Raw genomic sequence first — 25,669 nt, forward strand, 5'->3', positions numbered from 1 at the left:
CAATGAAACAAGATATTGCGGAAAGAACATTAAGTATTGAAAAGCTCAAGTCGCCGGGCGACGATTCTCTTGATTTAAAAGAACTGCTAAAAGTTCTTTCACTTGTAAAAAACGGAAAACTTGATGTAAGAATGCCTGTAACACAGGCCGGAATAAGCGGACGAATTTGTGAAGTGCTGAACGATATCATCGATATGAACGAGCGATTGGTATCAGAAATTTCAACTGCCGAAAATATCATCGGTAAAAAAGGAAACTTAACCAAACGGATTGAGTTGCCTGATGCACGCGGACGCTGGGAAGCCGGTGTACGCTCACTAAATAACCTGATAACCGATCTTACCTACCCTACTTTAGAAATTGCAGGAATGATCAATTCCGTTGCAAACGGAAATCTTTCCAAACAAATACCATTGGAAATAAACGGACAACCTTTAAAAGGCGAATTTTTGAGGATAGCCAAAGAATCCAATCAGATGATCTCACAGTTGCGGCTTTTCACGATGGAAGTAACTCGGGTGGCACGGCAGGTAGGTTCCGAAGGACAACTGGGAGAACAAGCCAAGATTAAGGGTGTGGCCGGAGTATGGGAAGAATTAACTGATTCTGTAAACCAGATGGCCGGAAACTTAACAGCTCAGGTACGTAATATTGCAACCGTAACCACCGCAGTAGCAAAAGGAGACCTTTCGCGAAAGATTACGGTAGAGGCAAAAGGAGAAATTCTGGAGCTTAAAAACACCATTAATACGATGGTGGATCAGTTAAACTCCTTCTCATCGGAAGTAACGCGGGTGGCACTTGAAGTAGGTACCGAAGGTAAATTGGGAGGCCAGGCGAAAGTACCGGGGGTTGCAGGAACCTGGAAAGACCTTACCGACTCGGTTAACCGAATGGCAGGTAACCTGACCTCCCAAGTGCGAAATATCGCCGGGGTAACCACAGCGGTAGCAAACGGAGACCTTTCGAAGAAAATTACGGTGGATGTGAAAGGAGAAATGCTTGAACTAAAGAAAACCATTAACACGATGGTGGATCAGCTGAACTCTTTCGCATCGGAAGTAACCCGTGTGGCGCTCGAAGTAGGTACCGAAGGTAAACTGGGAGGCCAGGCAAAAGTAAAAGGAGTTGGCGGTGTTTGGAAAGATCTTACCGATTCGGTAAACCAGATGGGTAGCAACCTGACCGACCAGGTGCGTAACATTGCCGATGTAACTACGGCAGTAGCAAAAGGTGACTTATCCCGCAAAATCACAGCCGACGCGAAGGGAGAGCTTCTTCAGTTAAAAAACACCATTAATACGATGGTGGATCAGCTCAACTCCTTCTCATCTGAGGTAACACGGGTGGCACGGGAAGTAGGTTCTGAAGGGCAATTGGGGGGCCAGGCAAATGTACCGGGTGTAGGCGGAACCTGGAAAGACTTAACGGACTCTGTAAACCGGATGGCAGGTAACCTTACCGGCCAGGTGCGTAATATCGCGGAAGTAACCACAGCGGTAGCGAAAGGAGACTTATCAAAGAAAATCACGGTAGATGTGAAAGGAGAAATGCTGGAGCTTAAGAACACCATCAATACGATGGTTGACCAGTTAAACTCTTTCGGTTCTGAAGTAACACGGGTGGCACGCGAGGTAGGATCGGAAGGACAGCTGGGCGGTCAGGCAAATGTACCGGGTGTAGGCGGAACCTGGAAAGACTTAACGGATTCCGTGAATAAAATGGCTGATAACCTGACTTCGCAGGTACGTAATATTGCGGAGGTGACCACCGCGGTAGCAAAAGGCGACCTTTCAAGAAAAATTACAGTAAACGCAAAAGGGGAATTATTAGAATTAAAAGATACCATCAACACGATGGTGGATCAGCTTAGAGGTTTCGCATCTGAAGTAACCCGGGTAGCACGTGAGGTGGGATCGGAAGGGCAGCTTGGAGGCCAGGCGAATGTACCCGGCGTTGACGGAACCTGGAAAGACTTAACAGATTCTGTAAATAAAATGGCCGGTAACTTAACTGCCCAGCTAAGAAATATAGCGGATGTATCCATCGCGGTAGCAAACGGAGACTTGTCAAAAAAAATCACGGTTGACGTACGGGGTGAGATCCTCCAGTTAAAAGAAACCATTAACACGATGGTGGACCAGTTAAGAGGATTTGCTTCTGAGGTGACCCGGGTAGCACGTGAGGTGGGAACGGATGGAAACTTAGGAGGCCAGGCATTTGTGCCTGGGGTAGCTGGTACATGGAAGGATTTAACTGACTCGGTAAACCAGATGTCGAGTAATCTTACCTCCCAGGTGCGTAATATTGCCGAAGTAACCAAAGCGGTAGCCAGCGGAGACCTTTCAAAAACGGTTGTTATCGACGTAAAGGGTGAGATGATGGATTTGAAAAACACTATCAATACGATGGTGGATCAGTTGAATTCATTCGCATCTGAGGTAACCCGGGTAGCGAGAGAGGTAGGTACAGAAGGAAAGCTGGGTGGACAGGCACATGTAAAAGGTGTTGGGGGAACATGGAAAGATTTAACTGACTCGGTAAACCAGATGGCTTCCAACCTGACAGGCCAGATACGCGGTATATCTAAAGTGGCAACCGGAATCGCTAAAGGAAATTTGAAACAGCGGTTATCTATTAATGCATTGGGAGAAGTAGCCCAGCTTACCGACACCATTAATGAAATGATTGACACACTGGCGGTTTTTGCTGATCAGGTAACAACTGTAGCACGTGAGGTAGGTGTACAGGGACGATTGGGTGGACAGGCAAGTGTACCGGGAGCTTCAGGAACCTGGAAAGATTTAACAGAAAACGTAAATCAGCTGGCTCAGAATCTTACCACACAGGTGCGTTCAATCTCTGAAGTAGCATCGGCGGTAACAAAAGGTGACCTTACCCGAACCATCCGTGTGGATGCAAAAGGAGAGCTTGAAGCTCTGAAAGATACTATTAACCAAATGATTGCCAACCTGAAAGGCACTACATTAAGAAACCACGAACAGGATTGGCTTAAATCAAACCTTGCTAAATTTGCACAAATGCTGCAAGGGCAAAGAGACCGGAATGCAGTGGCAAACAAAGTACTTTCTGAACTGGCAGAACTTGTTAATGCCCGATACGGTGCATTCTATATTCTTGAACAGCCGGAAGGAACCGAAGATCCGACATTAAAACTTTTTGCAGGTTACGCTCATAAAAGCCGTAAAATCATCAGCAAAGAATTTTCAATTAACGAAGGGCTGGTGGGGCAATGTGCAAAAGATAAAGAAAGAATCCTGCTCTCAAATGTGCCCGGAGATTATTTGCAAATAACTTCCGGTATTGGAAGTGCACCTCCGCTGGATCTTGTTATCCTGCCTGTATTATTTGAGAATAATATTAAAGCGGTAATAGAACTGGCTTCTTTTGATAGTTTCAGCAGAACCCACCTGGACTTTCTGGATCAGCTTACCGAAAGTATTGGTATCGTATTAAACAACATTGAAACAAATACACGTACCGAAGAACTTTTAGCCCAGTCGCAATCACTTGCAAGTGAGTTGAAAGCACAGCAGGAAGAATTAAGACGTGCAAATGACGAACTTCACGACAAAGCCCAACTGCTTGAAAAACAAAAAGAAGAAGTAGAGCAGATTAATAAGGAGGTAGAAGAAGCAAGGCGTTCGATAGAGGAAAAAGCGGAACAGCTAACATTGACTTCTAAATACAAGTCAGAATTCCTGGCCAACATGTCGCATGAATTACGGACCCCGCTTAACAGTTTATTAATTCTGGCTCAGCAGTTATTTGAAAATCACGAAGGAAACCTGACAGAAAAACAGATACGCTATGCTAAAACCATCCACTCCTGCGGAGATGACCTTATTCAGCTTATCAACGACATTCTGGATCTGTCTAAAATTGAATCGGGAGTAATATCGGCAGATATTATGCCGGTGGGCTTTAAGGAGATTGCATCGTTTGTAGAGTCGACGTTTAAACCAATTTCAGAAGCTAAAAACCTCAATTTCGAAATTGAGATTGACGAACAGCTTCCGGGAATAATTGAAACCGATATTCAGCGATTAAATCAAATTCTTAAAAACCTGCTGTCAAACGCATTTAAGTTTACAGAAAAAGGAGAAGTAAAACTTCGCATTCATAAGCCGCCTTTTAACGAAATGCTTGCAAATACCGATTCTGTAATTGCATTTTCTATCGAAGATACCGGAATTGGTATCTCAAAGAAAACACAGAGCATTATTTTTGAAGCATTTCAGCAAGCCGAAGGTTCTACCAGCCGCAAATACGGAGGTACAGGATTGGGATTATCAATCAGTAAAGGTTTTGCCGAACTGTTGGGTGGGACAATTGTGGTGGAGAGTGAACTTGGAAAGGGAAGTACCTTTACCCTTTACCTTCCATTAAAATATAAAGAAGGAACACATTCAATAGCCGAAGATTCGTTAAAACAAATCTATCCTGCATCTAATAAAACGAATCTGATAGAGGTTGCAGAGCCAGTAATAGATGACGACAAGCACAATATTGTAAGTGAAGATAAAGTGATTTTAGTAATTGAAGATGACTTACGCTTTACGAAGATCATGATTGATAAAGCACATGATTTTGGATTGAAGGCAGTAGTTGCAATCAGTTATCTGGAAATATTTGAGTGTATTAAGAATTTTCATCCTATTGCAATTACGCTCGATGTCAACCTTCCTGAGTCAAACGGGTGGAAAGTGCTGAAGTTACTCAAGAGCGATTTGAATATGCGTCATATCCCTGTTCATTTAATCTCAGGAGAAGATAATAAAGTTTTGGCCTTGAGACATGGAGCAAAAAGTTTTAATCTGAAGCCACTTTCAAACAGATCGTTAGATGAATTAATGACCGGTATAATTGAATTTAATGATCGGAAAGTTAAAAAGGTTCTGCTTATTGAAAATGAGAATGAGCAAAATCATTTTTCATCTTTACTAAACCTGCAAAACCTAAGTGTAACAGCAGTCCCAGGCACTAAAAAAGGTGTTTCGCTTCTTAAAAAAGACACTTATGATTGCATAATTCTCGATTTCAATTTATCTGATACCGAAGCTTTATATAATCATCTCAACCAGCAGAAGCAAAATTCAACTTCAATTATCCTGCATTCTGAAAAAGAGATTACACCAGATGCACTGGCACCATTTAAAAGGGTTCAGTACAGGTTTATCCCTCAAGATCAGGCCTTTGATGGAAAACTATTAGAAAATGTCACCATGCTTTTACACCTGGATGCGAAAGAATTATCTAAAGACAAGCTTAACCTTATCTACAATACAAGGGGCAGCCAGGATATTCTGACCGGAAAAAAAGTATTGGTTGTGGATGATGATGTGAGAAATCTTTTTGCAATGACTGCCGCTTTTGAACGTTCTAGTTTAACAGTACTTACTGCAGAAAGCGGAAGAGAAGCATTGGAGATATTAAACTCTGACAGTCAGATTGACATTGTTTTAATGGATATTATGATGCCGGAAATGGATGGATATGAAACTATACAATGGATAAGAAAAGAACCTAAAAATAAACAGTTGCCAATTATTGCGGTAACTGCGAAAGCAATGATAGGTGACAGACAGAAATGTCTGGCTTCAGGAGCATCAGATTACATTACTAAACCTGTTAAAACAGATCAACTTTTATCTTTAATGCGAATTTGGTTATTAAAATAAATGGTTAATCTTGAAGAAGGAATAAAACAAAAACACGGTGATTGTAGAAACAACGATAAAAATTCTTTTGGTAGACGACAGGGAAGATAATTTAACTTCAATGGAAATAGTATTGGAGAAAGAAGGCTATTCTTTCTCCAAAGCTACTTCTGGAAGAGACGCCTTGAAAATATTATTAAAGGAAGATGATTTTTCCCTGATTCTGCTGGATGTAAAAATGCCGATAATGGATGGCTATGAAACTGCAGAATATATTTACCAGAGAGAGAAATTACGTCATATTCCGATCATCTTCATTACCGGCCAGGACTATGAAGAAGGAAGCATGTTTAAAGGCTACGAAGCAGGTGCGGTTGATTATATAAGAAAACCAGTTAACCCGCAGATTCTACGATCAAAAGTGGCTGTTTTTGCAGAATTGCATAAGAAGAATCAGCTATTGAAACAACAGGAGGAAAAGCTTAGGATAACAAATGAAAACTTACTGCAATTAAACCAGGAACTGGAAAACCGGGTAAAAGAACGAACAATTGAACTTGAAAATTTAAACCAGGAATTAAAAGACCTCAACATATCAAAAGATAAGTTCCTGTCAGTTATTTCTCATGATCTTCGAAATCCCTTAACGGCACTCCTTGCTTCCTCAGAAAAACTTAGTCGCAATGCCGAACAGCTTAAGGTAACTGACATAAAGCAGCTATCCAATATTATTCATCGTACTTCCAATAAAATCCTCAATCAATTAAATGAACTGGTAGAATGGGCAAAGAAGCAGCGTCAGAAAACAAACTTTAACCCGGAAAAGATCCAGCTGATTAAAGGAATGAACGAGTCGCTGGAATTGCTTAAAACGAATGCTTCAAACAAGGAGATTAAACTGGAAAATAAAGTACCGGAAGAAATTTTTGTTAATGCAGATTCACTAATGCTACGCTCAATTTTACAAAACGTAGTAACAAACGCTATAAAGTACACTCCAAATGGCGGATCTGTTAAAGTTACCGCACAACAATGCGATAACATGGTAGAAGTTTGCATCGAGGACTCAGGAACAGGAATGACGGAAGAAGTTAAGGAAAAACTTTTTTCAAAATTTAATTCTCCTTCTGCCTCAGGTACTAATAAAGAGCAGGGAAGCGGTTTAGGGCTGCTGCTCGTTAAAGATTTTGTTACTCAGCATGGCGGAACTATAAATGTTGAAAGTGAGGTTGGAAAAGGTACATGTTTTAAATTTACAATTCCCGGTCACATTCATGACAATTGAAACTACTCCTGCATTCGAGTGAACAAAAAGCAAAGCCGTACCTAAAATTCACTGCGCTTTGCCTCTTTCCTGCTCTTTAATTCATTTTGCAATTTTTCCTGGTATTTCTCCAGAATAGACAGATGTTTCTCTCTTAAGTTTTCAAGCACTGAGGAAACAGCTAATGATCCTGTACCTGAATAGTCCGTGCGATCTGTAATACTTTGCGGTAGGTTGTTTGAAAAATTCATAGATAATAGATTGTAGTATGTAAATGCAAAACGAGGCATTTTGTTTACAATTTTGTAAACTTTTTCATTTTCTACTTAACACATTTCACACGTCTTATTTTTTCGTTCATAAGTTTTTGATTTTTATTTTCGTGAAGAACTGCATCTAACTTCACAATCATTTCTCATTTTTATCAAAATCAGTGAAATCCCTTCTCGTTTTAAAGCATCAAGATACCAAGTAAAACATTTAATAGTAAGTTTATATTATTAAAAATAAATTAATATCTAAACTACTATTATGAAAAAAATTACTTCTTTAGCTTTTAAAGCTTTAACTGTCGGTGTAGCATTAACAATGACAGTTGTTTTTTCCTGTAAAAAAAATGAGGACAGTGAGAAAAAGGTAAAATCGCTGGCAAGTATGAAAAGCTTGTGTGACGGAAAGCAAATTTCAGCGGCTAATTTTAAAAACACACTTACTGTTTCAGCGGAGAGTACACTGCCTTATACTGTCTCGCTTATCAGCAGAACTTCCAACAATGACGGGACCTACACCTGGATCTGGTCGGTCACTAATCCCAACCCAGGAAACGGAAAAAACAATGGAACAGTTCAGGATTTAAGCCATTGGGGAATTTCTTTAGGAGCATGTGCTACTTTAAATGATGTGGTAAGTGCTGCTACCAGCACCGATGGAGAAAATTGGTCAGCGTTTACTCCTAGTTACAATCAGGATAAAAGCCAGGACTGCTATTCGGACCCGATCTTAAAATTTGATGTTGGAACTACAGGTTCTCAAACAACTTACTACAGATTAATTGTAAGTAAAAATTTTACAATTGAAAAACGTACTGCTCTATATAAATCAGGAGCCAACACAGGATGTGGAGTATTTGAAATTTGTGCAATTGGTTGTTTAGCCAATTAATACCATTTTCCTAAGAGAAGGAGTATGCACCGCATGAAATAAGCGTTATGCATACTCCTTTCGATTTAATATTAAAATATATTTAAAATCCATTCAGAAATTTTCCAGATTAGATAAATAAACAAAGTAAAGAAAGCTGCTAAAACAAGGACAACTATTACTATAATCCCGGTTCCGCTCCCCTGATATTTTCTCTCCTCATAGTGTTTCTTCAATAAACTGATATTTCTGTCGTTAGCTTTAAAGAAAAAATCAAACGCCTGCCCTAAAACAGGGATTGAGCCAATAAGAGCATCAACTACTACGTTTAACAGCATCAGGATAATCACTTTTCTGCTAACTCCATATTTCAGCATAGTTAAAAACAAGGCTACAGACATCAAAGTTCCGGGCAAATTACCGGCAAATGGAATAAGGTTTAATACCGGATCTAAACCAAAACGAAAACGCGTACCAGGAATCTTAAACTGACTATCTAAAAGTGTGGATAAACGCTGTACCCACTTTAACTTACTGTTTAATAAAGATTCATTCTTATTCATTTTTTAACGTATAGTATTGAAACCGAGCATGTAAGTAAAAGTTTAGAGAAGAAACGATAATTAACCTAAAAGATAAATGTGAAACAAAATGTGCATATTATTTTCTAATAGTAAAAATATTTCCCATATCATTTGCTTTTCTCGAAAAACTTCCTATTTTTGTGAAGGTAATTGATCTATCTGCTACACGTTTTACCGATTTAGAATAGTTAAGCCTATTACTTCTACCAGAGGCAGATCAATTAAAAAATACCAAGTTTATGAAAAAACGTATTCTTATTATGGGTGAAGACCCTATTCTTCTGGAGGCTCTGTACGAGACGTTATCGTATTATAAATTCAGTGTAAGAATTACTACCGACACTGTTAATATTTTAAGAACGATACGAACATTTGGACCAGACCTGTTTTTACTTGACCTGAACATTTACGATAAGAAACGACGATCGATGTGCAGCCAGTTAAGAAGCGATGTAAGAATAAAAGAACTACCTATTATCATTACTTCGTCCTACAATAAACTGATAGAAAAAAGCGGGGAATTTGAGTTTGCAGAAATAGTTGCAAAGCCATTTGATCTTTCTGACTTATTAGAGCGGATCAAAACAATTACAGCAAACTCCTCTTTAAGCAACCGAATAAAAAACTTCTGGCCTAATTCAAAAGAAATAAAGACAAAAAGTCAAAACTCAATTGCCTTAGTATAAAAAAGAAAAGCTCCCCAGAGGGAGCTCTACCAAATAAACTTTAATAAATGCATATAGTGCAAACGATTGCGCAATATTAAGGTTTTAAAAATTTAAAAAGATGTAACTTTTTTAACTGAAAATCTGATGGATCAGATACAATTGTTAATTATATTTTCCAAAAGTTCCTGCTTTCCGCTTCTTACTTCAGGTTCACCGTTCTCAATCGCATAAGTACGTAAATCTTCCAGGCTTAAATTGCCAGATTCAAATTCTTTTCCTTTTCCTGTGTCGTAAGACGAATATCGTTCTTCACGTATCTTTTTATACTCGGTTTGGCTTAGAATCTTATCAGCCGTAATTAAAGCCCGTGCAAAAGTATCTACCCCGCCTATATGAGCATAAAACAAATCGGCAGCATCGGTAGAGTTTCGTCTGATCTTGGCATCAAAGTTTATTCCTCCGCCCTGAAATCCGCCAGCTTCCAATATAATAAGCATGGCTTCGGTAAGTTCGTTAATATTATTAGGAAATTGATCTGTATCCCATCCATTCTGGTAATCGCCCCTGTTTGCATCAATAGAGCCCAATAGGCCAGCATCTGCGGCAACCTGTAATTCATGTTGAAAAGTATGCCCTGCCAGGGTTGCATGGTTTACTTCAATATTAATTTTAAAATCATTTAACAGATCATATTGCCGCAAGAAACTAATTACGGTAGCACAATCGTAATCGTACTGATGCTTTGTTGGTTCACAAGGTTTAGGCTCGATAAAGAATGTCCCTTTAAAGCCTTGTTTGCGGGCATAGTCTTTTGCGGTATGTAAGAACCTGGCCAGATGCTCTTGTTCACGCTTCATATTGGTATTCAGCAGAGTCATATATCCTTCTCTACCACCCCAGAAAACATAATTTTCTCCTCCCAATGCAATTGTAGCATCCAAAGCCGCTTTTACTTGTGCCGCAGCATGGCTTAGTACATGAAAATCGGGATTAGTAGAAGCTCCGTTCATATACCTTCTGTGGGAAAAAAGATTGGCAGTACCCCAAAGTAATTTAACACCACTCTGCTGTTGTTTTTGCTTCGCATAATCTACAAGCACCTGCAGCCTTCGGTCATTTTCAGCAATGTCATTTCCATAATCTACCATATCCACGTCGTGGAAACAGTAATAAGGAAACCCTAATTTTGTAATAAATTCAAATGCAGCGTCCATTTTGTCTTTTGCTCTTTCTACGGCATCTGATTTTTCATCCCAGGGGAAAATATGAGTTGGACCACCAAAAGGGTCAGAACCATTTCCGCAGAATGAATGCCAGTAAGCTACTGCAAATCGCAAATGCTCTTTCATTGTCTTACCCGCTACAACCTTATTCTCGTCATACCAGCGATAAGCCAAGGGATTATCCGAACTCTGGCCTTCATATTTGATCTGGCCGATTCCTTTAAAAAATTCTTTTTCTCCTAAAATAATATTTGCCATCTTCTTTAAAATTATAATTGTTTATTGTAGTTGTTTCATTAATAAAGCCTTCCAGTCCTGGTAAATATATTCATACCGCTCTGATTGTGTGGGTTCAACTAATTTTAACGGTCTCATATTACCAAATGCTTCCTCCGGAGCGAAGATCGAAACTCCTATTCCTGCCCCGATTGCAGCTCCTGCACTTCCATCGTTATTATATAACTGAACGGGTACACCTGTAGCGTTAACAAATGCTTCAGTAAAAAGATCGCTTAAAAACAAATTAGCCCGCCCTGCCCTTATCACTGTTGGATTCATACCACTTTCACGCATAATATCAAGCCCAAACCTGAATGCACAAGCTATACCTTCCTGCACAGCACGAAAAATATGGGCTTTGGTATGAATATTAAGATCTATGTTATGAAAATGTGCTCCCACTAATTTATTATTCAGCATTCGTTCGGCGCCATTTCCAAAAGGAAGAATACGTAAACCTTCGCATCCAATACCAACTGCCTCAGTCAGCTGGTTTATTTGCTGATATTCCATTCCTGCACCAAACATCTCTTTGGACCAACGATTTAAAATACCGGTTCCGTTAATGCAGAGTAATACTCCTAATCGTTTTGTATTTGCAGTATAATTCACATGAGCGAATGTATTTACCCGTGATTGAGGATCATAAACCAGTTGGTCGCTGACACCATAAATCACACCCGAAGTTCCTGCTGTAGCCGCTACTTCTCCCGGATTTAACACATTAAGAGACAAGGCATTATTGGGTTGATCGCCTGCTTTATAAGAAACGGGAATACCCTCTTTCAAACCTAATTTAACAGCTATTTCCTTCTTCAGTACCCCATGTACCGAAAACAGATCCCGTATTTCGGGAATAATTGAAGTGTCAAACCCATAAAAATCAAGCACATCTTTTGATAATTCAGCATTAAGAAAATCCCAGAAAACACCTTCAGATAGTGCCGATACAGACGTAGTAATTTCCCCGGTCAGTTTCATACTGATGAAATCTCCCGGAAGCATTACTTTGTAAATTCTGCTGAAAATTTCAGGTTCGTTGGCTTTAACCCAGGCTAATTTCGAGGCAGTGAAATTCCCCGGGGAATTTAAGAGATGTGTTAAACTTCTTTCTTCTCCTATGGCATCGAAAGCTTCTTCCCCTAACTTAACAGCCCTGCTATCGCACCAGATAATGGAATCACGTAGCACATGCTGATCTTTATCAACAATAACAAGCCCGTGCATCTGGTATGCAATGCCAATTGCCGCAATATCGCTTAAATTAACACCGGCAGACCCAAGTTTCAGAATAGCCTTTTGTACATGTTCCCACCACTTTTCCGGAGATTGTTCTGCCCAACCCGGTCTGAGTGATATTATATCCGATTCTGTTTCCGGATATTGAGCCGAAGCCATAAGTTTTTGATTTTGCGAATCAATGACAGAAACTTTTATAGATGAAGTACCTAAATCAATACCTAATAATAACATAAAAAGCAATAAGGTTTATTGGTTACGCCAACGTTGGCATAAAGATATGTTTTAACTTTATTTATAAAAATTAAAATACTATTTTTTTCACTTGTGAGGATAAGGAATCTATTTTTACAAAAAACAAGGAGTTGAAAAAAGTTACTATTCATGATATTGCCAGGGAATTAAATATTACTTTCTCAACCGTTGCAAGAGCGCTTAATGATAATCCGGCAATAAGTGAGGCAACCAAAAAAGCAGTTAAAGAAACTGCTAAAAGATTAAATTACCGGCAAAACAAGCTTGCTTCTTCCCTTAGGTCGGGCCGGTCAAACATCATTGGTATTATTGTACCAAGTCTTGACGTAAGCTTTTTTAGTTCTGTAGTACATGGTATAGAAAAAATTATTAATCAGTATGGCTATAGTGTATTACTGTACCAGTCGAATGAATCATTTAACCAGGAAACAAAGGGAATAGAAACTTTTCTTCAATCGCGGGTAGATGGAATTCTTGCATCTGTAAGTATTGAAACAACAGACTACGAATACTACGAGGAAATAAAAAAAAGAAAAGTACCCTTACTATTATTCGACAGAGATTTAAAAGAATTAAATGTACCTGCAGTTACTGTTGATGATTATCGTGGAGGGTTTATCGCAACAGAGCACCTGATAAAAAAGGGATATACACGAATAGTGCACCTTGGAAGCAATCAAAATCTTTCTATATTTAAGGAAAGAGAAAGAGGATATGCAGATGCTTTGAAATTTCATAACATTCCAGTAAATGAAGATTTAATTATAAAAGGGAAACTTTCAGTTGAGTTTGGCAGAGAAGCTATACATCAATTAATTCTGCCTGGCCAATCTTTTGATGCCGTTTTTGCCCAGGAGGATTTTACAGGTTTGGGAGCCATGCAACAATTAAAAGAATCAGGTATAAAAGTGCCTGAAGAGATAGGAGTAATTGGTTTCGCCAACGAAGCATTCGGAGCTTATGTTTCTCCGGCTTTATCAACAATTGATCAGCAAACTATTCGAATGGGAGAAGAAGTCGCTTTACTCTTTATGAGAATGCTTAAAGACGAAAATCCCGAACCCGTTATACCTGAGAAAAAAGTATTAGATCCTATTTTAATTGAAAGAGAATCAACAAACAGGATTGCTATCAAATAAAAAACTTGCCCGCATTCTGAAACACAATGGCTTCATCACCGGCAAGTTTTATTACTAATACGTATTTTATTATTTCAGCTCCCGTACCCAGATATTCCGGTAACTGATTGGTTTGCTTGGGTCACCATGTGCCTGTAATTTAATTGGTGAAGCTCCATGTGCTTTTGAATATTCGGGCTTTCCGATATATCTTGTGGGGCCTTTTAGCTCTGTATTATTCTGAACAAGAACTCCGTTGTGGAAAACAGTGACATAGGCCGGAGTTTTCAGGCTGCCATCAGTGTTAAAAACCGGCGCTGTCCAAACTACATCATAAGACTGCCATTCACCAGGTTTTTTGGAAGCATTAACAAGTGGTATTGACTGTTTGTAAATACTGCCTGCCTGTCCGTTTACGTAGGTTTTATTTTTGTAAGAATCTAAAACCTGTAGTTCGTAACCATCATCACCAGGGCCAATAGAAGCTAAAAATACGCCGCTATTTCCACGTCCCTGCCCTTCGCCATCAATATCCTGAGGAATTTTCCATTCAATATGTAACTGATAATTGCCAAATGATTTTTTAGTCTGAATATTTCCGGCTTTTTTATTCACCGTTATTACATTGTTCGAAACGTGCCAGTCTGCAGGAGCGTTCGGGTCTTTTACTGAAACCCATTGATCAAGATTTTTTCCATCGAAAAGGATAATAGCATCCGACGGAGCATCAGAATTAGTTTTTCCCGGAGTAACCACTTCAGGAACAGGACTCCACACTTCGGTGTCTTGCGGTTTTGCATCCTGCGCTTTAGCCATACTTACGCTTAGTGTTAAAGCTGCAATTAAAACAATGTTACTTTTCATATTTTGTTTACTAGTTATTATTTACCCAGAGAATTGATGTACGCCGCTATTTTCAATCCATCCGCTTTAGGAACCTGCGGCATCGGAGGCATTTCTGTTGAATAGCCTGGCCAGTTTGCCGGCTGCGGATTGTGAATGAGCTGTACAATTTTTTCGTTGCTGTATTTTCTTTTTGCCACATCTTTAAATGCAGGCCCTACCTGTCTTTTATCAGGGTTATGGCATGATAAACAGGTGTACTTAGTAAGAAGTCCTTTTACTTCGTTGTAAGTTGGCGCAGCAGCTACCTTTGCAGTTGTGGCTTTTTTTGTTGCAACAGTTTTAGTTGAAGTTTTAACGGGAGTTACACTTTTAACTGCTGAAGAGTTTTTAGTGCTCACTTCTTTCAAAGACAGCTTTTCTCCCCCCGGAATATTATTAAGTGTATAATAAGCTGTTGGATGTACCAGAGAATACGAATTATTTTTATCCCTTACGCCTTCCAGTGTTATTCCATGGATATAATACTGGCGCATGTTATCCACTACAAGTCTTACTTTCAAGCCGTCATCCGATACTTTAACTCCTTTTACAGCACATTTTTCATTATTTACAGGAGGACTTCCGTAAACGGGATGATATTTATAAATAAAACTTTCTATAGAATAAGAAGCGATATCCTCTGCCGATTTACGATCTACCGGTTTGGTAAATTCAATTTCAAATCCATCAGGCATTGCCCTTACTGCACGCATCTCAAACGGAATTCCTTTTCGCCAGGTTAACCGCTGAAGCCCTTCGTTGGCATCACCTGCAGAACCCCAGCCCCTGTTAGTTTCTCCTACAAATAAAGAACCATCTTTTGCAAAAGCCATACGTAAAACGCCAGACTGGAAGCCACCGCGAAAATCAAAAGAAGCGCCCTGGTATTCTCCGTTTACCTTTTCCATAAAAACACGCATGATCTTACTCTGACCCTGATCTCCCACCAACAACTGCCCGGCAAAAGGCCCAAAAACGCCATCAGGAATCTGCAAAATTTCCGAGTTTGAAATTCCGAGTATTCCATGAGGAAGATATACAGAAGGAAGTTGTAATTCAGGAATTTGCTTTTTCACTTCATACAATGTGGTAAACTTTTCGTTCACTACGTTTTCCGGCTTAATGTATCTTCCCTCGGCATTTTTATTTCTCCGTGGATCAACTATTGCGTAAAGTTGCTCTGTAGTAAGCTTGAGAGGCGAATTTGGTTGCCCGGTCCAGCGCAATCCTGCCGGGTGGCCCATAAAAGCACCTTTTTTTACATGCCAGATAGCTCCTGATCCAACCCAGTCTCCCTGGTTATCTGTATAAAACAATTCACCGTCTATTACACCCAATCCACATGGAGAGCGCATTCCGGTTGCCCACGGTTCCATTTTGCCTTCATCAGAAATATGCATTACCCAGCCTCTCCATGGCACACGGCTTTCGCCACGCCACCATTCTTCATCTCCAAAGGCCACGTTTCCTGAAACGAAAAAAGAGCCATCAGGTGCTAATTTAGGCCCAAAGCTGTATTCGTGATAGTGCCCTGAGATAGGCCAGGAATAAACTGTTTCATACACATCGGCCTTACCGTCCATATTGGTATCTACCAGTTTTGTAAGTTCGCCACGTTGTGCGCAGTATAAAGCACCGTTTTTATAAACAAGACCCAATATTTCGTGAAGGCCTGAAGCAAATTTCCTGAAATAAGGCCTTAAGCTTGTAGGATTTTCAGCTATAAAGACATCGCCACGTCGGGTTGAAATAGCAAGATCCCCGTTTGGCAGCATGGTTAATCCTCCTACCTCGAGTAACGTTCCTTCAGGTGAGGTTACTTTCGAAATTTTAAAAAAGTCCTCCTCTTTAGGCGACTCCTGCCCCAGCACTGAAAAAGCAGAGAAACACAAGGCTGCAGAAGCTACCAGTATATTTTTTATAGTATATTTTTTAAAAATGTATCTCATTGCAATAAATTAAAAAAGAAGTGAATACGTTAACTTGGCTTTTACAGGAATTATTAATTCTTTCCGTCCGTTCATGTCCCGTAAAACAGGTTTTGCTCCTGCGGCATCATCAAGTTGCAAATAATAAGATTTATCATCTACCAGATAACGGCCATTAGATAATTCTTCAATCGAGTTGCCTTCTGCTAACCGAACGTACAGATCAGCAGGTGCATTTTGAACTGTGATCTCACGTTTAATGCCTTGCCCTTCATTAAGTACCTGAATGGCATCTGTTACAGCAGTTCCGTAAATTTCATAACGGAAGGCAGGCCGGTCCTGAGCATCCATCACATAACCCTTAGGCCGATATCCTGAACCTGTAGTATCAGCTGTCCAGTTTGTTCCTGTTGCTGATAACTTATTTACAGTAAGAGCCGGTTTTCCGAAACGTTGAACCGCACCACGTGGACGGGAAGAACCGTCTCCTCTGTCGTGCCACATTGGAGTTGCATCTAAAAATTCTCCTCTCCACACCTGTATAATTGCACCTTTATCCATATCGTAAGTATAATGTACGTATTCTGGACTGCCTACTGATACTGCATGCACTACCCTTCCGATTTTAGGAAGATCCATAAAGCTGCGAAGAACTGTATTTACCGGTGCTTTTATCAGTATCGGATCAGTCAAATCGTTAATATCTTCTTCACCAATAAGATATTCGCGTATTCCCGGGCCCGAAAGTAATAAACCAACTGATGGCCGCTCCCATTCTACATATTTAGAATAGAGCAGCTCAAAAGGGAAATCGCCAGCCTCCAGCTTAACGCTTACTTTACCATTGTTACCCTCCCAGGGTTTAACAACTTTATTGTTAATTTTTATTACACCAACACCTCCATTAGCGTTCAGGTTGAACGTATATTCACCCGGCGCTTTTACCCTCAGGGTACCTCTGTAATCTATCAAGAAATCATTAGGAAGTGTACTTAAATCAGAAGAAAGAGTTGCTGTGGCTCCCTCTACTTCTGGCGGTGTATTTGAAAAATCAGTTTCTTTCTGAAACCGGCCCTTGTAAACCTTATATTTTAAATCTATAAGCTGGGGACGGGGTTTATCAAAATTTACAATCTTAATATTCCTGAACGCTACCGCTCCATGATCGCCCTGTAAACGTAAAGGGCCAAAAGCCGCTTCATCATTACTTACTGCCCCCCGGGTAGGGCCTTGCAGCTGTAAGTTTTCATGAATTGGAACTCCGTTTAAAACAGCACTGATAATTTTTGCATTCTCAATTTTTTTTCCTGATTCATCAAATCGGGGTGCCTGAAAAGATATTTTCAAATGCTGCCATAAGCCAGGCGCTTTTGATGCGTTTTGACGAGGAGCATAGCCTTCGTACCCTTTATGACCTTCCGGGCGGCTTTCATCCCAACGCTCGTAAATACCGCCATTATTTGCAGAAGTAGGCGTTTTCGCTCCCCAGCTGTCTTCCAGTTGCAGTTCATAACGTCCCTGTAAATAAATTCCCGAATTAGCTCCTTTTGCCATCATATAATCCAGCTCCAGATCCAAATCACCGTGTTCTAAATTTGTGTACAGATCTTCACCATGATTCCTTTTATCGGGTTGATTAACCAGAATACCGGTTCCTTTAGAAAGATCAAGCGCATTCACCTGATTCAAATCTGCATGAACATCACCGGCAATTTTCCAGCTCTTTGATGGATTTTTAAAAAATGACAAATCGTCGAGTTTTACGATTCCTGATTCCTGACCTGATGTCTGGGCAAATAGTGAACTGCCCAGAAACATCGACGCTACTGTAACGGAAAAGTAAGCGAAGTTTAATTTACGCATTGTTATTAATTATGGGTTTATATATTCTTGAAAAATGTAAGCATTCTTACGAATGGGTATTTTCAAAGGAATTGCAAATAAAAAGATAATTTTATAGAAAAATCCAGCAAAGTTCCTTTTACACCCTATGCTTTAAGATTTTTACAATTGCTCATTCTAAAATAAAAGAAAAAACAACAATACTAAAAGCAAATAATTAGGGATATTATAACAAAACGTTAAATAAAATAACACTTTAATAAAAATAATAAAAAAAGTACGTTTTATAGCACACTGCTATATTTTTACGCAATCGATTACACAAAAACCTTGACAACAAAAAAAACTACTATCCATGATATTGCCAGGGAACTGAATACTACAGCTTCAACTGTGTCCAGGGCACTGAAAAATCATCCCTCCATTAGTGTGCAAATGAAGGAGCGGGTAAAGAGCACTGCAGAAAGATTAAGTTACCGCCAAAATAAAATAGCTTCTTCACTCCGCTCTGGCAGAAGCCATATTATTGGTGTTATCATTCCCAGTGCAGATGTCAGCTTTTTCGGTTCAGTAGTGCATGGTATTGAACGTGTTGCAAGAAGCAACGGCTACAACGTCCTGCTGTTCCAGTCTAATGAAAGCACAGCATATGAACTGGAAGGTGTTGAAGCATTATTGCAATCAAGAGTAGATGGAATTCTTGCTTCGCCTGCAAAAGAAACAGCTGATTACGGGCATTTTATTGAAATAAAAAAAAGAAATGTTCCGCTTATCTTATTTGACCGGGCGGATGACAACTTAAGTGTACCATCAGTAGTTATTGATGATTACCGTGGTGCTTTTATGGCTACCGAGCACCTTATTCAACAAGGTTATAAAAGAATTGCGCATATTTCGGGCCAGCAGCATATCAAGATCTTTACTGAACGACTACGAGGTTATACAGATGCTTTGAAACATTATAGTCTGGATATAGACGACAATCTGATTGCTTCAGGAAAGGTATCTATTGAATCCGGAAAAGAATGTACGATGGAGTTATTAAATAAAGAAAATCCTCCAGACGCTATTTTTGCGGTAGAAGATTTTACTGCTTTTGGAGCTATTCAGGCCCTTAAAGAATCCGGTATAAGGATTCCGGATGAGATGGGAGTTATTGGATTTGCAAATGAAAGTTTCAGTCAATATATTTCGCCCCCCTTATCAACAATAGACCAGCAAACAGCAAAAATGGGCGAAGAAGCTGCTAAATTGTTCTTAAATCAGGTAACGGAAAAAGTAAAACCTGCGTTTCAAAAAATTGTACTCGAACCAAGATTAATAGTAAGAGAATCTTCTCTTAGAAAAAATATGCATATTTAAAGTATAAGAAAACATAACCAGTTAAATCAAATAAACCATACATGAAAAATTTATCCACGGCTGATTATTTAGTATTCCTGACCTACTTCCTTATCGTATCCTTATACGGATGGTGGATTTACAGAAAAAAGAAATCGCAGAGCAGCGGCTCAAAAGATTATTTCCTGGCAGAAGGATCTCTAACCTGGTGGGCTATCGGGGCATCGCTTATCGCTTCAAATATTTCTGCCGAACAATTTATAGGCATGAGCGGGTCTGGGTTTAAAATTGGTCTTGCCATTGCAACTTATGAATGGATGGCAGCTGCAACCTTAATTATTGTGGCCATCTTCTTCATCCCGGTATATCTTAAAAATAAGATTTATACTATGCCCCAGTTTCTTAACCTGCGGTACAACTCAACAGTAAGTATGATAATGGCTGTATTCTGGCTATTACTTTACATTGTAGTAAATCTTACCTCTATCCTCTATCTTGGGGCTTTGGCTGTAAACAGTATTTCCGGGATAGATCTGACAGTTTGTATGTACGGACTTGCAATTTTCGCTATTTTCATCACTCTTGGCGGAATGAAAGTAATTGGTTATACCGATGTTATCCAGGTGTTCTTTTTGATTCTGGGCGGTTTGGCTACTACCTATCTCGCACTTGATATGGTGGCTTCGCACTTTGGCTCAAGCGGAGTACTAAAGGGATTTAGTCTATTGCATCGTGAAGCCTCTGATCATTTTCACATGATCATTAAACAAGAAAACCCCAACTATTTAGACCTGCCGGGATTAACCGTTTTAATAGGCGGGATGTGGATTGTAAATTTGAATTACTGGGGATGTAACCAGTATATCACACAAAGGGCTTTGGGCGCAGACCTGAAAACAGCACGCGGAGGAATTTTATTTGCTGCATTTCTAAAAATGCTGATGCCAATTATTGTTGTTCTTCCCGGAATTGCCGCTTTTATTCTTTACAAACAAAATGTATTTCAATCTGAAATGATGCAGGGCGGAGAAGTAAACCCGGACAGGGCATACCCTGTATTACTTAACCTCCTTCCATCAGGACTTAAAGGGTTATCATTTGCAGCTTTAACAGCAGCTGTTGTTGCGTCTTTAGCTGGTAAAGCAAATAGTATATCTACTATTTTCACCCTGGATATTTATAAGAAAATATTTAATACGGAAGCGAACGAAAAGAAGCTGGTACTTATTGGAAAAACAACAGTAATAGTTTCTATGCTTCTGGCCATATTTATTGCACCGCATTTGGGAATAGATAAAAAAGGCGGATTTCAATACATCCAGGAGTATACAGGATTCGTATCACCAGGTATTTTCGCCATGTTCATACTCGGTTTCTTCTGGAAAAAGACGACCTCCAATGCAGCTCTTTTTGCAACGGTAGGCGGATTTATTTTATCCGTAATATTTAAAGTACTTCCGAAATTCACTGATCTTTCATGGCTTGCTCCTCTCGGGTTTGCCAAAGCAAATGCCGAAGGTGTTTATGAAATCCCTTTCCTTGATCGTATGGGATTTGTATTTATTATCTGTGTGGTAGTGATGTACATTATCAGTATGATTGAAAATTCAAAAGGTGCACGGCCTCATGGTTTGGAAGTTGATTCTAAGATGTTTAAAACCAATACAGGTTTTGCAGTAGGTTCCTTAATTATTGCAGGACTACTTGTGGCCTTGTATTCTATTTACTGGTAGGAACAGCGAAGTTTAAAAAAGTTCCCTTTACAGGAAAGAACAACTGTCTGTAAACTAAATGATGCAATCTCTATTAAATCAGAGATTGCATCATTTATTTAGAGGTTTACTCCTCAAATAATGGCAATTGTACTCCCTCTGCTAATTGTACAACAAATAAATCAAACACTTTAATTCCAGTTGATACTATTGAAGCTCATCCAATTTTAATAAAGCATTAAAATAAAAAAGCAAAAGTCATCCGGTTATGGATGACTTTTGCTTTTCTTTTTACAAATTTATTTACTTACTGTGCTCTCCTGTCTGCTCTTTTTTGCAGGTCAGCAACCGGAATTGTCATCATACGTCCTACCGGGTCTTTTCCCCTGTAAGTTATCAGCCTTAGCATTACCGCATCCTTCGGCGGAGTTAATGCTTCTGTATATTTCGGATAAAAGTTATCAGGGAAACTGTTATCAAATGTGTAATAAATATCTAACCCCTCTACCTCTGTATCTAATTTTATTGACAGATGATTATCTGAGGTTTTACTTACACTAACAATCGGATCATACACACTTGGTGCATATTTCACTTCCGCTATGTCCAGTCTTTTAAACTGCTTTTCAACTCTTCCAAAGAAATCGTTCCAGTCTTTCTTTTCTTTAGGAGACCATACAGATTCCGCAATGGCCATTCCTCTGGGCCAGGTCATGTATTCGGCATGGCGCATATTATAAACCTGCTCGGTCCATAAATTTGCCTGGCCACCTTTAATATATTTAGCATCCACGCTATCGGGAACCGGCTCAAACTCATAGGATTTGCTCAAACGAAGCGTTGCATAAATACGAGGTTCAATAGCCGGGTCGCCCTGCATATAATCAATGTAAGCGAAAGTTGTAGGGCTCATTACCACATCGTGTTGTGTTTTGGCAGCTTCAATTCCACCTTTCATTCCACGCCAGCTCATAATAGCTGCAGTAGGCGTTATTCCACCCTCCAATATTTCATCCCAACCCATAAATTTCTTCCCCTTTGAGTTAACAATTTTTTCAATTCTCTTGGTAAAATACGACTGCACCTGCTCCATCGTTTTGAGGCCTTCCCTCTTCATCAATGCTTTAACCTGTTCGTTCTTTTCCCAGAAATTGTGCGGAGCTTCGTCTCCTCCCATGTGAATATATTCAAAGGGGAACAGCTGCGCCACTTCGGTGACAACTTTATCCAAAAACTCATACACCTTTTCGTTAGCAGGGCAAAGTGTATTATCGACCAAGGCAATTGGAGGCGCACCATGAGACCAGTCCATAATTTCTTCACCTGAACGTACCCGATAATTTTCCACACCTTCTGTACATGACAATTCAGGATATGAAACTATCGTCGCAAGGCTGTGTCCGGGAACATCAATCTCAGGCAAAATATTTACAAACCTGTCTTGTGCGTATTTTACCAGTTCTTTAATATCTTCCTGTGTATAAAAGCCTCCGTAGGTTTTGGGCTCATCAGGTGTTGGAGGAGAAAACGTTCCAAAATATCCCACCTTTTTTACATTCCATGCTCCTACTTCCGTAAGTTTCGGCAAACTTTTAATTTCAATTCTCCAGCCTTCGTCGTCTGTTAAATGCAAGTGCAGTAAGTTGAATTTATAGCGAACCATATCATCAATATATTGCTTTACTTCATCTTTAGTGAAGAAATGCCGGGAAACATCAAACATTAAACCCCTCCAGCCAAATCTGGGGTAATCTGTAATAGAAACGCAGGGTGCTTTCCATGGTACATCTTCAACTACGGTTTTGCTTTCAATTTCCTTTGGAAATAACTGGATAAGTGATTGTACGCCATAAAATAAGCCGGCCGGCTCATTGGCTTTAATTACAATATTTTTAGGAGTAACGGTTAAGCGATATCCTTCTTTTCCGATCAGTTCATCTGTACTTGCATTCAACTGTAAACGAATAGCGGGTGCTGTACTTGTGTGGCTCACTGTTACTGTACGGCCTGTTGAACTTACAAGCCGGTCTTTCAATAATGCTATTGTTTCCTGTAACTGCGGATGAGTTCCAGCCCTTATTACTACATTTTGGGGCAAAATAAATGATCCGGCACTTTCAATAACAGTTACCGGTTCAGGGATAATTGCTATTTTCTTACTACCCTGTGCAAACAACGAGAGCGAAATAAAACAGCAAAATAGAAATGAGAAAGTTTTTTTCATATTTCGGGCCTTTTTTGAATTAGTATGGTGTTAGTTAACCATGCAAATTATTATTTAAAAATGACATGTACTAAAATCAGCAGCTGTATTTTTTGTGTGACAATCATTATCTGCCCAAATGAAAAACCAGTAATTTCAGTAAAACTGAGATACAAAAACAACAGAAAATTGCACAAAAAGCACTTCCATTATACATTTATCTGCTACCCGCCAACCTGAAGCAAGATCCTGTGTTACTTTTGCCGGATCTATTATGAAAAACTTTTTATATCTACTTCTATTTCTGGTACTGACGGCGATACAGGCATGTAAAGACGACAAAAGACTGCAGGAACCATCGGTTTCATCAAAAATAACATCCCCTGAGTATGAAAAAGAATTGCTTTTTGTTAACGACAGTAACTTTAAGATAAAAACAAGCGAGCCGGCCACTTTTGCTTCTAACGACCCACATATTCAAATATCTGCAGATGGTGTAATTAAAAGGCTTACCTCCGGAGAAATAGCTGCAATTGATATTAAATGGACAAACCAGGCAGAAAAAACTACCAGAATATACGCGGTGGGAGCAACTGACAACTCATATGATGAGCCCAATGTCTCATTTAACGGAAAAGAAGCTACAGATTGTTATAACAGTTACCGTAAAGGCTGGGAAACGCTTCGCCATCTACCATCTACTGATGATACTTACGCTATTATTTTAAGACATGCGGATGCTGATAATGGAAGAGATTATTCCTCACTACACGATGATAAAGGACCCGCTAATTGGTGGAAATCATGCAGCCCTTCACTTGCAAGACAATTAAATGAGCAAGGCAAAGAGCGGGCAGTTGCACTGGGGAAAATATTTAAGGATTTAAAATTCCCTATTTCGAGAGTGATCAGCAGTGAGTTTTGCCGGGCCAAAAGCACTGCAGAATTAATAAATGCAGGGCCTGCAATAAAGGTTGACGGACGCGTAAATCATCCCGCTTATAATGTATCAGGCGCTAGTTTATTTAATGGAATGATAGAAATTATGAAAGAACAGCCGGTAGATAATAAAATGACTTTATTAGTTGCCCATCACCCTATAAATGAAGATTATAAAGACCCTTATCCTACATTTCCCGGTGTTTCACCTTTTCCATGGACCGGGGCTTACCTTATTAAAATCGCAAAAGATAAAACCATTACTTATGAAGGAGCTGTTTCATGGGCAATGTTTAAGTGCTACAGGGACATGCTATTGAAAAAGTAGAAAAACTGAGGGTGCCAAAACTCATGGCTTTTTAGACACCCTCATGAATATTAATCTATATAGCTTTCAAGTATTTTGAAACCATGAACAGTTTTTAAGCTGACACCGATTGTAGACGCAGGAATAAGAACACACTCACCCATTTTAACTTCTAAAGCCGAGTCATCTGTAACTACGGTGTAAGATCCTTCTACGCACACATGAATTACAAAAGAATCTAAAGAAGAATAATCTCGGCCCGTATTTTCAGTATAATATAAGACATTGGTTGTAAAATACGGGCAGGTTACAGCTTCAGTTACTTTATTCTTTTCACGGGAATAACTGGTTTTATACTCTGGATATACCTTGTAATCAAGTGCCGCCAATGCTTCTTCTGTATGAAGCTCTCTTTTATTCCCCTTATCATCTACACGGTCAAAATCGTAAATACGATAAGTAATATCCGAAGTTTGCTGAATTTCGGCTATAAGCAAGCCTTTGCCGATAGTATGTACACGACCAGCAGGCAGAAAAAATATGTCGCCATCGGCTACCTGCTCTTTATTTAATATCTCTGAAAGCTTTCCTGAATTCAATTTATCAAGATAAATACCTTCGTTTACCTCCTGATTAAAGCCGGCAATGAGGGTAGCGTCTGCATCTGCCTGAATAACGTACCACATTTCAGTTTTACCAAAGGAGTTATGGCGTTCCTGTGCCAGCTTATCGTCGGGGTGAACCTGTATGGAAAGATCATCATTGGCATCAATAAACTTAACCAGTAAAGGAAAAGTATTACCAAATTGCTGATAAACCTTTTCACCTGCTAACTCTCCTTTATACTGATCAAGAAGCGAAGTAAGGCTCTTCCCTTCCAAATCCCCGTTATCAACAATTGATACATTGCCCTGAACTCCTGAAATCTCCCACGTTTCGCCGCAATTTGGTAGCGGAGAAAAATCTTTATGCAGATACGTTTTTATTTTGTTTCCGCCCCAGATTTTATCCTTGAATATTGTTTTGAATTTTAAGGGATATAATTTGTTCATTTTGATTTT

At 39.4% G+C, this 25,669-nt stretch carries 17 protein-coding genes; 8 read left to right on the plus strand and 9 right to left on the minus strand.

Annotated elements, in window-relative coordinates; all coding sequences use genetic code 11:
• The first annotated feature begins 2 nt into the window (after positions 1–2).
• Positions 3–5,702: a HAMP domain-containing protein gene (locus ACLCDL_RS04530; protein WP_423147084.1), complete on the plus strand. Its 5,700-nt coding sequence runs from the start codon at positions 3–5 to the stop codon at positions 5,700–5,702.
• Positions 5,703–5,739: 37 nt separating this feature from the next.
• Complete coding sequence (locus tag ACLCDL_RS04535; protein ID WP_423147085.1) at positions 5,740–6,966, plus strand: hybrid sensor histidine kinase/response regulator; 1,227 nt, start codon at positions 5,740–5,742, stop codon at positions 6,964–6,966.
• 41 nt (positions 6,967–7,007) lie between these two features.
• On the opposite strand, the gene ACLCDL_RS04540 is transcribed toward ACLCDL_RS04535, so the two are convergent.
• Positions 7,008–7,196, minus strand: a complete 189-nt coding sequence (locus tag ACLCDL_RS04540) for a hypothetical protein (protein ID WP_423147086.1) — start codon at positions 7,194–7,196, stop codon at positions 7,008–7,010.
• 280 nt (positions 7,197–7,476) lie between these two features.
• Here ACLCDL_RS04540 and ACLCDL_RS04545 point away from each other — a divergent pair, with 280 nt between their 5' ends.
• Complete coding sequence (locus ACLCDL_RS04545) at positions 7,477–8,106, plus strand: hypothetical protein (protein WP_423147087.1); 630 nt, start codon at positions 7,477–7,479, stop codon at positions 8,104–8,106.
• Between the two features lie 71 nt (positions 8,107–8,177).
• On the opposite strand, the gene ACLCDL_RS04550 is transcribed toward ACLCDL_RS04545, so the two are convergent.
• Positions 8,178–8,648, minus strand: a complete 471-nt coding sequence (locus ACLCDL_RS04550) for a DUF4112 domain-containing protein (protein ID WP_423147088.1) — start codon at positions 8,646–8,648, stop codon at positions 8,178–8,180.
• Positions 8,649–8,908: 260 nt separating this feature from the next.
• Between ACLCDL_RS04550 and ACLCDL_RS04555 the strand changes: the two genes are divergently transcribed.
• Complete coding sequence (locus ACLCDL_RS04555) at positions 8,909–9,355, plus strand: response regulator transcription factor (protein ID WP_423147089.1); 447 nt, start codon at positions 8,909–8,911, stop codon at positions 9,353–9,355.
• A 131-nt stretch (positions 9,356–9,486) separates the two neighbouring features.
• On the opposite strand, the gene xylA is transcribed toward ACLCDL_RS04555, so the two are convergent.
• A complete protein-coding gene (gene xylA / locus ACLCDL_RS04560) occupies positions 9,487–10,818 on the minus strand; it encodes a xylose isomerase (protein ID WP_423147090.1) in 1,332 nt (443 codons plus the stop codon).
• 21 nt (positions 10,819–10,839) lie between these two features.
• Entirely contained in the window at positions 10,840–12,312 is a 1,473-nt protein-coding gene (locus tag ACLCDL_RS04565; RefSeq protein ID WP_423147091.1) for a xylulokinase, read from the minus strand.
• Between the two features lie 131 nt (positions 12,313–12,443).
• On the opposite strand from ACLCDL_RS04565, the gene ACLCDL_RS04570 reads away from it, so the two are divergent.
• Positions 12,444–13,472 carry a LacI family DNA-binding transcriptional regulator gene (locus tag ACLCDL_RS04570; protein WP_423147092.1) on the plus strand — a complete coding sequence of 343 codons (1,029 nt, stop codon included), beginning with the start codon at positions 12,444–12,446 and terminating at the stop codon, positions 13,470–13,472.
• Between the two features lie 69 nt (positions 13,473–13,541).
• On the opposite strand, the gene ACLCDL_RS04575 is transcribed toward ACLCDL_RS04570, so the two are convergent.
• From ACLCDL_RS04575 to ACLCDL_RS04585, 3 genes are read right to left on the minus strand one after another with little or no spacing between them, the layout of a single operon-like run.
• On the minus strand, positions 13,542–14,315 hold the full coding sequence (locus ACLCDL_RS04575) for a 3-keto-disaccharide hydrolase (RefSeq protein ID WP_423147093.1): 774 nt from the start codon (positions 14,313–14,315) through the stop codon (positions 13,542–13,544).
• A 17-nt stretch (positions 14,316–14,332) separates the two neighbouring features.
• Entirely contained in the window at positions 14,333–16,285 is a 1,953-nt protein-coding gene (locus tag ACLCDL_RS04580; protein WP_423147094.1) for a hypothetical protein, read from the minus strand.
• Positions 16,286–16,294: 9 nt separating this feature from the next.
• Positions 16,295–18,127: a 3-keto-alpha-glucoside-1,2-lyase-like domain-containing protein gene (locus ACLCDL_RS04585; protein ID WP_423147095.1), complete on the minus strand. Its 1,833-nt coding sequence runs from the start codon at positions 18,125–18,127 to the stop codon at positions 16,295–16,297.
• A 309-nt stretch (positions 18,128–18,436) separates the two neighbouring features.
• Between ACLCDL_RS04585 and ACLCDL_RS04590 the strand changes: the two genes are divergently transcribed.
• Positions 18,437–19,468 (plus strand): LacI family DNA-binding transcriptional regulator, encoded by a 1,032-nt coding sequence (locus ACLCDL_RS04590; RefSeq protein ID WP_423147096.1) that lies wholly within the window; start codon positions 18,437–18,439, stop codon positions 19,466–19,468.
• 41 nt (positions 19,469–19,509) lie between these two features.
• Positions 19,510–21,180, plus strand: a complete 1,671-nt coding sequence (locus ACLCDL_RS04595) for a sodium/sugar symporter (RefSeq protein WP_423147097.1) — start codon at positions 19,510–19,512, stop codon at positions 21,178–21,180.
• Between the two features lie 286 nt (positions 21,181–21,466).
• Here the strand turns inward: ACLCDL_RS04595 and ACLCDL_RS04600 are convergent, their stop codons facing one another.
• Complete coding sequence (locus ACLCDL_RS04600) at positions 21,467–23,383, minus strand: beta-N-acetylhexosaminidase (protein ID WP_423147098.1); 1,917 nt, start codon at positions 23,381–23,383, stop codon at positions 21,467–21,469.
• Positions 23,384–23,636: 253 nt separating this feature from the next.
• Between ACLCDL_RS04600 and ACLCDL_RS04605 the strand changes: the two genes are divergently transcribed.
• The gene (locus ACLCDL_RS04605; RefSeq protein WP_423147099.1) at positions 23,637–24,629 is read left to right on the plus strand and encodes a histidine phosphatase family protein; all 993 of its coding nucleotides are present in this window, start codon (positions 23,637–23,639) and stop codon (positions 24,627–24,629) included.
• 50 nt (positions 24,630–24,679) lie between these two features.
• Here the strand turns inward: ACLCDL_RS04605 and ACLCDL_RS04610 are convergent, their stop codons facing one another.
• Positions 24,680–25,660 (minus strand): type I phosphomannose isomerase catalytic subunit, encoded by a 981-nt coding sequence (locus ACLCDL_RS04610; protein ID WP_423147100.1) that lies wholly within the window; start codon positions 25,658–25,660, stop codon positions 24,680–24,682.
• Between the last annotated feature and the right edge of the window lie 9 nt (positions 25,661–25,669).

Source organism: Rubrilithobacter danxiaensis (genome assembly GCF_047272945.1).
GTDB classification, from domain to species: Bacteria; Bacteroidota; Bacteroidia; order Sphingobacteriales; family Sphingobacteriaceae; genus Rubrolithibacter; species Rubrolithibacter danxiaensis.

Bases quoted from the DNA above. Each gene is read 5' to 3' on its own strand.
- ACLCDL_RS04530 (WP_423147084.1), top strand. From the start codon at position 3: ATGAAACAAGATATTGCGGAAAGAACATTAAGTATTGAAAAGCTCAAG.
- ACLCDL_RS04540 (WP_423147086.1), bottom strand. From the start codon at position 7,196: ATGAATTTTTCAAACAACCTACCGCAAAGTATTACAGATCGCACGGAC.
- ACLCDL_RS04545 (WP_423147087.1), top strand. From the start codon at position 7,477: ATGAAAAAAATTACTTCTTTAGCTTTTAAAGCTTTAACTGTCGGTGTA.
- ACLCDL_RS04550 (WP_423147088.1), bottom strand. From the start codon at position 8,648: ATGAATAAGAATGAATCTTTATTAAACAGTAAGTTAAAGTGGGTACAG.
- ACLCDL_RS04555 (WP_423147089.1), top strand. From the start codon at position 8,909: ATGAAAAAACGTATTCTTATTATGGGTGAAGACCCTATTCTTCTGGAG.
- xylA (WP_423147090.1), bottom strand. From the start codon at position 10,818: ATGGCAAATATTATTTTAGGAGAAAAAGAATTTTTTAAAGGAATCGGC.
- ACLCDL_RS04565 (WP_423147091.1), bottom strand. From the start codon at position 12,312: ATGTTATTATTAGGTATTGATTTAGGTACTTCATCTATAAAAGTTTCT.
- ACLCDL_RS04575 (WP_423147093.1), bottom strand. From the start codon at position 14,315: ATGAAAAGTAACATTGTTTTAATTGCAGCTTTAACACTAAGCGTAAGT.
- ACLCDL_RS04580 (WP_423147094.1), bottom strand. From the start codon at position 16,285: ATGAGATACATTTTTAAAAAATATACTATAAAAAATATACTGGTAGCT.
- ACLCDL_RS04585 (WP_423147095.1), bottom strand. From the start codon at position 18,127: ATGCGTAAATTAAACTTCGCTTACTTTTCCGTTACAGTAGCGTCGATG.
- ACLCDL_RS04595 (WP_423147097.1), top strand. From the start codon at position 19,510: ATGAAAAATTTATCCACGGCTGATTATTTAGTATTCCTGACCTACTTC.
- ACLCDL_RS04600 (WP_423147098.1), bottom strand. From the start codon at position 23,383: ATGAAAAAAACTTTCTCATTTCTATTTTGCTGTTTTATTTCGCTCTCG.
- ACLCDL_RS04605 (WP_423147099.1), top strand. From the start codon at position 23,637: ATGAAAAACTTTTTATATCTACTTCTATTTCTGGTACTGACGGCGATA.
- ACLCDL_RS04610 (WP_423147100.1), bottom strand. From the start codon at position 25,660: ATGAACAAATTATATCCCTTAAAATTCAAAACAATATTCAAGGATAAA.